The following is a 7,544-nucleotide window of genomic DNA, read 5'->3' on the forward strand; positions in this document are numbered from 1 at the left end:
GTTAACATAAACTGTACCTAGCTGAACAAAAATTTTTGGGGGAATTTTATATTTCTATAATTGACTTGACAAGTGATGATATCATATTATTTTCAAATTTCAAAAAGCTCTCACCTATACGATATAGCTTATTCAAAGGCGATGAACACTTCAGTTGAAATTTTGGGTGAATGACTTAAGTATGTGAAAAGGCGATAGGCTGAATGGAATTCATGCTGTGCATACAAGCATTGCATTTTAATTCCTATTACCGCTTCACAGAAAGCAGATTTTTCTCAGATGAGCAACGATATTTAATGATGTGGGCAGTTTTCGACAAAAATGAAAACTGCTAAAAGCAATATGGAAAAAATTTGAAGAGATGGTAAACATCATCCCGCAATGCTTTACAGAAATATGTACAGAAATGAAAAATAATGAAATAGTTATCTAAAATTTTACTTTAATTCAACAAGTTAATGCTGTCAGTCAGAAAAAGCGCTCCGGAGAGGATAAATGTAAAGATGAGAAATCTTTGTCTGTTAACAGTAGGTCTGTTGACAGGATTGGTAATACCAGCATTAACTCTTGTGCATTTGTCCAATGTCTCTTTAAAAAATAGCAAAGTCGCTGGGAATTTAAAATATGTTTCAAAGGCAAATCTCACTAAGAAAATATTCTCTATTGCAGAAAGAAATCCACCAGAGTTGAGTCACTCTTGGTTGCCAAAGCCAATAGTATCGTATAGCAATCTAAACACTCAAGTAGTATCCCACAAAATTACATCTGGAAACCAACTTTACCACGAAAGATTAGCCGCACTGAAAGCTGGTCAGATTTATCCAAGCTTACCTAAACAGAGGACAGAGTCATCGTTGATATCTACGACGAAGACTCAACTCACATATGAGGATTGGAAAAGCTTATTGGCGATGGAAGCCAAAGCAATGACTCAAAGTCAAGGCGATCATCGTCTGGGAATTTTGGTGGGTGATTCTTTAAGTTTGTGGTTTCCTCAAGAAAAACTGCCTGTAGATAGATTGTGGCTGAATCAGGGAATATCTGGAGATACTTGCGGTGGTGTTTTAAAAAGGGTGTCCGTTTTTAGTGAAACCAGACCGGATTTTATTTATATCATGGTTGGAATTAATGACTTGCGAAAGGGTACGACAGATGAAATCATTTTACACAATCACCGCCAAATTGTTCGCAAGTTGCGACAGACTCACCCAAAAACCATAATTTTTATCCAATCGATTTTGCCAACTCGTTTATCTGCAATCTCCAATACCCGCATTCGTCACCTGAATGATCAACTCTCCCTTATTGCTAGACAAGAAGGAGTTTATTATTTAAATCTTTATGATTGGTTTGCAGATTTTCAAGGTAACTTGCGTTTAGAGTTGACTACAGACGGGCTTCATTTGAACACAGAAGCCTACGATGTATGGCGATCTGCAATAGATGAAGCTGAACATAGCACGATAAGAATGGCTGGAAGCTGAATAGAAATCGCAAAAATTCTATCTTACGTTTTTCAATGTTGATCTGACTTGAAAATAGGGAACGCTTAACAGGGAACGCTTAACAGGGAGAAAATGTTTCATCGGTTCTGGTATATGCAGTTCATGATGGCTACTTATTGATGAGTACACAATCCCCTGCCTTTTGGTGTAATTATCGCTATCGCTTGAGTACACGAAAAACCAGGGGAGTGTCAAGAGCTAATTATTATGATCAGTTTGTGAATTTTCCAATGCCTTGTCTTGTGTAGGAACGACAATATCAGGAGAATCAAAGTGCTTTGGTTCCGCAACAGATGGCTGTTCTGGTACAACAACAGAAGAATTATTTGTCTGGGTCACTGGTTGCGATGATTCAGACGCACCACGAGAAGATGGTCGGTTATTTCCTGAAGATTCTGAGGAAGTCTTGCGAGATTCGCGGATTGCTCGTAGTCGTTCTGTCAGTGAAGGTGATGAAGTAATCTTAGGCCCAGAAGCTTCCTGTTGTGAGTCTTGTTGGTATCGGCGACGTTGGGATTTTCTGGAGTAGGTTTGAGACGATTCTGTTGTCACATTGCTGCTATCGGAATCTCTTGTCGCATCGCTGCTATCGGAATCTGTTGTCGCATTCTTCCTATAGGATTCTCTTGTCGCATTCCTCTTATAGGATTGTCTTGTCGTATTGCTGCTATCAGGAGTTTCTTCAGTTGAAACACGACGGATACGCCGACGGCGTGTTGAAGTAGAAGCAGCTGCAGATTTCACTTGCGAGGAAGTATTATCTTCTTTCTGTTGAGTATTAGTTTCTTTAACAGTATTAGTTTCTTTAATGACAGGCGATGGTGTTAGGATGACTGTAGGTTTTTCCTCGTTAGGATCATTCTTTTCGACGACTGATTGTGGAACTGATGAGCTTGGTTGAGTTTTACTCAACAAACTAGTGATACCAAAACCACTCGTAACACCCAAAAGCGCTATACCCGTTGCAATGAGTACTTTAGGTGACGAGAGAATTTTCTTGAATTTGGCATTACCTGAAGGTGGTAGGGTTGGCGTGTTCACAGATGCGACTTGTTGTGGCACATTTGGCACATCTGGCACGTCTGGGTATGGCTGATTAGATAAATTGATAGTTGGCACGACTGATGTCACGAGTGATTGGTGTACACCACTTTGCCTATTATCAGGTAATAGCAGTAACCACTCTTGCACTGACTGAGGACGAAAGCGAGCGTCAGTTGCCATACCACGAATGATTGCTTGATTGATAGCAGCACTTAAATGGGGTTGTAACTCTCGGGGGGAAGGCATTTGCTCGCGATCGCGCAGAAGTGCTGGTATCGGCACTTGTGCTGTCAACAATGCATACAGTGTTGCTGCTAAACCATAAACATCAGTTGCAGGACTGCGGGTTGCTTGCGACAGATACTGCTCAATTGGGGAATAACCCTCAGAAACAATTCCCGTGTGAGTTTGCTTGACGCCATTGTGAAATTCTCGTGCAATTCCAAAATCAATCAGTATGACCTCTTGCGTTCCTTCACGAAGAATGATATTATCCGGTTTCACATCCCGGTGAAGCAAGCCATTTTGATGCACGACCTGCAATGCAGCTGCTATTTGGCTGATGTAATGAATTGCTTTATCCTCTGGCAAAGGTATCCCTGGCATGACATATGCCTCAGCTAGAGTCTCGCCAGGAATATATTCCATCACCATGTAGGGTAGTCTGTCTTCGACAAAAAAGTCGCTCACCCGGACAATATTCGGATGGATACAAGTTGCTAATCGTCTTGCCTCATCTTGAAATTGACGCTCAAACTTAACATAATCAGGATGCTGTCGCAGCTTTTCATTGAGAGTTTTAATTACCACGACCTGATTGAGGAAATTGTGAGTTGCTTTGAACGTAATGCCAAAGCCACCTCGACCGATTTCCTGGTTTATGGTATATTTACCACTCTGCAAAGTTTTAGTAACTAGCATAGAGAGTCCTGATTAGTAAATATGATTACTACTGCTTTTCTTATAGAAAACCGGGAACTGTAAAAGTTCCGGTTTTGACTCCTGAGTCTAACCTGAATTTTGAGGAATATCAAACCATGTTCAATACTTAGCCCACAGAATAGTCTTATTTTTCTTCGTTATTCCTTAATAGTATACTTATCACTTATAACTCAGCATTTCTAAAAGCGGTGACCGACACCGAAATGAACTCGGCTTTCTCCCTGGTCATTCAGCCCAAAATCAGCCCGAATCAAGCCTAGAGGTGAGTCAAAGCGGACTCCCGCACCATAACCAAAACCAGTACCAGGTTTATCACGAACTCCTGCAGGGTTACCCAACACAGACTCACCAGAACCTAAGTCTGAGGCAAAGTCAGCAAAGAAGACACCTCCCAATGCTTGGACAATCGGAAAGCGATATTCTGCCGACGCCAACACATAAGTGCGACCACTAGCAACATCACCCTCACCATAACCGCGTACTGAATTGACACCACCTAAGTTGAAACTTTCATAAGGTGGTAAATCACCAAGGACTGTACCAGCTTGGACATTCAAGGCGAAGACTTGTGGTTTTTTGGATTCAAATAACTTTACTGGCATAAACTGGCTATAGTCTGCCTTTACGCGATTCATAGAAATTTGTCCTTCCCCAAGAGGAATGGATTGTTCGGTACTGAGTTTGAGAATAGAACCATTCGTTGGATTGAAGGGATTATCTCGCTCGTCTTTGGTGGCGGTTAAGGATACAGTGGTTAGGTCATCAATACCAGTTCCACTAAAAGACAGAGGATTTCCTTTTTGATCAGTTGGGGTAACTTTACCGTCGCGATCGCGAAGACTGACACGACTATAATTAAAGCCCAAGGAAGTATTCCAACCTTCAATCGGGCGCTGCAAACTCACACCACCCCCAACTCGACCTTCCCGCACTCTATCGCCATTTGCCAATTTGATGTCCCCATCAAAAGTTTTAGAAAGTCCCCGCTTGCGGAACGCACTCACACTATAACCAAAGGCGTCTGGATTGGTTTGCCGGTAGGGACTTGTAAATTTAGTATCAAATTGAAAATCACGCGCACCAAGTTCAAGATTAAAACCGAAAAGATCGTTAACGCCACCAACATTTTGATCTCGGTAAGTTAATGTACCAACTATCCCTTGATCGGCGTTATAATTACCGCCCACATTAATAGAACGTGCCCCTATTTCCTTAAGTTCGTAAACGACATCCAGTTTTGTCGCATCTCCTTCAAAAGCAACGTTGACATTCTGAAATAACCCTGTCTTATACAGTTGCTGTAAATCTTGCTTGACTAAGTTTTCTTGATAAACTTGTCCTGGCTTAAACTTAAGCTGTTGCTGCAAGAAATCTGTTTTTGTACGTCCTTGGACTGGCTTACCCTTGTTATCAACTGTTTTGCCTTCTTCGTTCACAAAACGAAACTTGATATTGTTGACAACACCTTCAGCAACATTCAAAGTCAGGATTCCTTCAGCACTGGGTCTAATCGATATAACTCTTGCAACTTTATAACCTTTGTCAGCGTACCATTTATTAATATCTTGGACTACTTGTTTAAGACCACTGGGACTGATAACTTTTCCTATTTGAGGTTGAAAGCGTTCCCTGGCGACTTCATAACTCAACACGTTTGCCCCGGAAAGTTGTAGAGAACGCACAACAACTGGTTGTACTTGGTACTCTACACTTAAGCCAGTTGGCGTAGAACGGCTATTAACACGAGCATCCGTAAATAAACCAGTCTCCAAAATTGCTTTAACATCTTTTTGTAACTGACTTTGACTGGTTTGTGCACCGACTTGAGTGTTGATGACACTGCGAATCGCCTGCTGCAATTCCTCATTCGCCCCGACTATGTTTACTTCACTAGCAGTGACTACTAAATCATTACCAGTAGCTGGAGAGGATGAGGGAGACGAGGGGGATGAGGGGGATGAGGGAGATGAAAAAGTTATCTCCCTTGTCTCCTTCTCCTTTTCGGTACCTATCACCACTGATTTACGACTACCGCCATGCACATTACCAGATTTTTGAGAGAATTGTCCAATAACTACTGTCTCTGGGGGTGCAATCGTTTCTATCCGAGCAGGCGTTTCTTCGGTCACTGGCACCACAACGTTATCAGGTTTTTCAGGTTGCTCAGAAGTATTCGAGGGTGCAGCAAATGCTTGCTGATGAGCATTGCCAGTTGCCAAAGTCACTAAAGTAAAAATCGCCGCAGAAGAAACTCGCATAATAAATAGTAGTCTAATGAACTGGGAGTTAGTTCGTACTTTCGTACTGAGGTTTGGCAATGGGCATAGTACTAACTTCCAGCTACGTTGCCGATTTATACCCCCATTGATTCCTCTTGTGCCAAACGACAGTTATTTTTAAATTTTTGTTTCTCATGAGTGATTCATCACCATCATCGTTAAGTTCTAACATCGAAAAGGATACTCCAAACTTACGGTTACTCGTTATGAGCAACGGACATGGGGAAGATATTATTGCTGTCCGTATCTTGCAAGAACTTCAGCAACAACCCAACCCACCCGAAATCTTTGCTTTGCCGTTGGTGGGACAAGGATACGCTTACCAAGGGTTGGATATTCGCCTCATCGGTTCCGTACGCACAATGCCGTCGGGCGGTTTTATTTACATGGATGGACGCCAATTTGTACGAGATGTCAATGGTGGTTTGTTACAACTCACCGTCAGTCAAATTAACTCCATACGTCACTGGGTAAATACTCAAAAAAAATCAGGTCACAGGATAGCTATATTAGCAGTGGGCGATATCGTACCACTGATATTTGCGTGGTTGAGTGGTGCTAACTACGGCTTCGTCGGCACAGCAAAATCTGAGTACTATGTACGAGATGACGTGAATTTATTAAAACGCAAAGATAAAGGGGCATGGTGGGAAAGTTTTTCTGGCTCAATTTACCATCCTTGGGAACGTTGGTTGATGAGTCAGCAGCGTTGCAAGGCTGTGTTTCCCAGAGACTCGCTCACAGCAGAGATATTAAAAAAGTGGCCGATTCCGGCTTTTGATTTGGGTAACCCGATGATGGATGCTTTGGAACCAACAATTCCACGTCCAAGATTTTATGGTACTCATATAGAAAAGCAAGAATTAGCTCGACCTTTAGTTGTGACTCTCCTCCCCGGTTCTCGTCCGCCAGAAGCATACGCTAATTGGCATCAAATGATGATTGCTGTCTCTGCATTGATGGCGCTTTGGAAAGAGCAAAAGTTTGTGGAATACAGATCTGAAACTGTGGTTTTTTTGGGTGCGATCGCCCCCAGTTTACACATTGAAAGCATACGCCAAATCCTTGAATCTCAAGGCTGGCAGCCCCACGCTCAACCTCCAATTCAAATTCCCGATAAGGATTCCTTGACATTTCAGCAAAAGAATGCATTCTTTATATTATCGCAGAATGCTTATAATGACTGCTTGCATCAGGGAGATTTGGCGATCGCAATGGCAGGAACAGCAACAGAGCAATTTGTGGGTTTAGGCAAACCTGCGATTACTATCCCTGGACTTGGTCCCCAATTTACCTATGCCTTTGCTGAAGCACAAAGCCGTCATTTGGGGCCATCTGTGATTTTAGTAGAACAACCCGCAGAAGTTGCTCAGGTGGTTAAGTCACTGTTTGCCAACCCCGATATGTTGCAAGCTATTGCAGAAAATGGCGTCCGACGAATGGGTAAAGCAGGTGCAGCCGAACGAATAGCTGAGTATTCGATGAAGTTGTTGTGGAATGAAGATTGATTTGCAATAGAAGGAAAAGAGGATGTTTTAAAAGTTTTGGGCGAATATAATTCGCTACTACACAAGCGAAGTTAAGAAGAATTGTAGGTTGGGTTAAGCGGAGCGCAACCCAACAAAAGCGAGGTAGGTGTTGGGTTTCGTTCCTCAACCCAACCTACGTCTACGTCTGCTCGCTTCGCTCAAATTCAAAATTATCAATTCAAAATTCAAAATTAAGAATTCTTTTTTTTTGAACTTTGAATTTTGAACTTTGAATTCCCTTGCGG

The 7,544-nt window shown here is 42.2% G+C and carries 4 protein-coding genes; 2 read left to right on the plus strand and 2 right to left on the minus strand.

The features are described from left to right. Nucleotides 1–503: 503 nt before the first annotated feature. Nucleotides 504–1,484: an SGNH/GDSL hydrolase family protein gene (locus DP116_RS25505; protein WP_169157815.1), complete on the plus strand. Its 981-nt coding sequence runs from the start codon at nucleotides 504–506 to the stop codon at nucleotides 1,482–1,484. 219 nt (nucleotides 1,485–1,703) lie between these two features. Here DP116_RS25505 and DP116_RS25510 read toward each other — a convergent pair whose 3' ends face one another. Both DP116_RS25510 and DP116_RS25515 read right to left on the minus strand, forming a co-directional pair. After that, on the minus strand, nucleotides 1,704–3,470 hold the full coding sequence (locus tag DP116_RS25510; protein ID WP_169157816.1) for a serine/threonine-protein kinase: 1,767 nt from the start codon (nucleotides 3,468–3,470) through the stop codon (nucleotides 1,704–1,706). A gap of 200 nt (nucleotides 3,471–3,670) precedes the next feature. Continuing rightward, a complete protein-coding gene (locus DP116_RS25515; RefSeq protein ID WP_169157817.1) occupies nucleotides 3,671–5,749 on the minus strand; it encodes a BamA/TamA family outer membrane protein in 2,079 nt (692 codons plus the stop codon). Nucleotides 5,750–5,904: 155 nt separating this feature from the next. Between DP116_RS25515 and DP116_RS25520 the strand changes: the two genes are divergently transcribed. Then, nucleotides 5,905–7,278: a lipid-A-disaccharide synthase-related protein gene (locus tag DP116_RS25520; protein WP_169157818.1), complete on the plus strand. Its 1,374-nt coding sequence runs from the start codon at nucleotides 5,905–5,907 to the stop codon at nucleotides 7,276–7,278. The last annotated feature ends 266 nt before the right edge of the window (nucleotides 7,279–7,544 follow it).

It is taken from the genome of Brasilonema bromeliae SPC951 (genome assembly GCF_012912135.1).
Taxonomy (GTDB): domain Bacteria; phylum Cyanobacteriota; class Cyanobacteriia; order Cyanobacteriales; family Nostocaceae; genus Brasilonema; species Brasilonema bromeliae.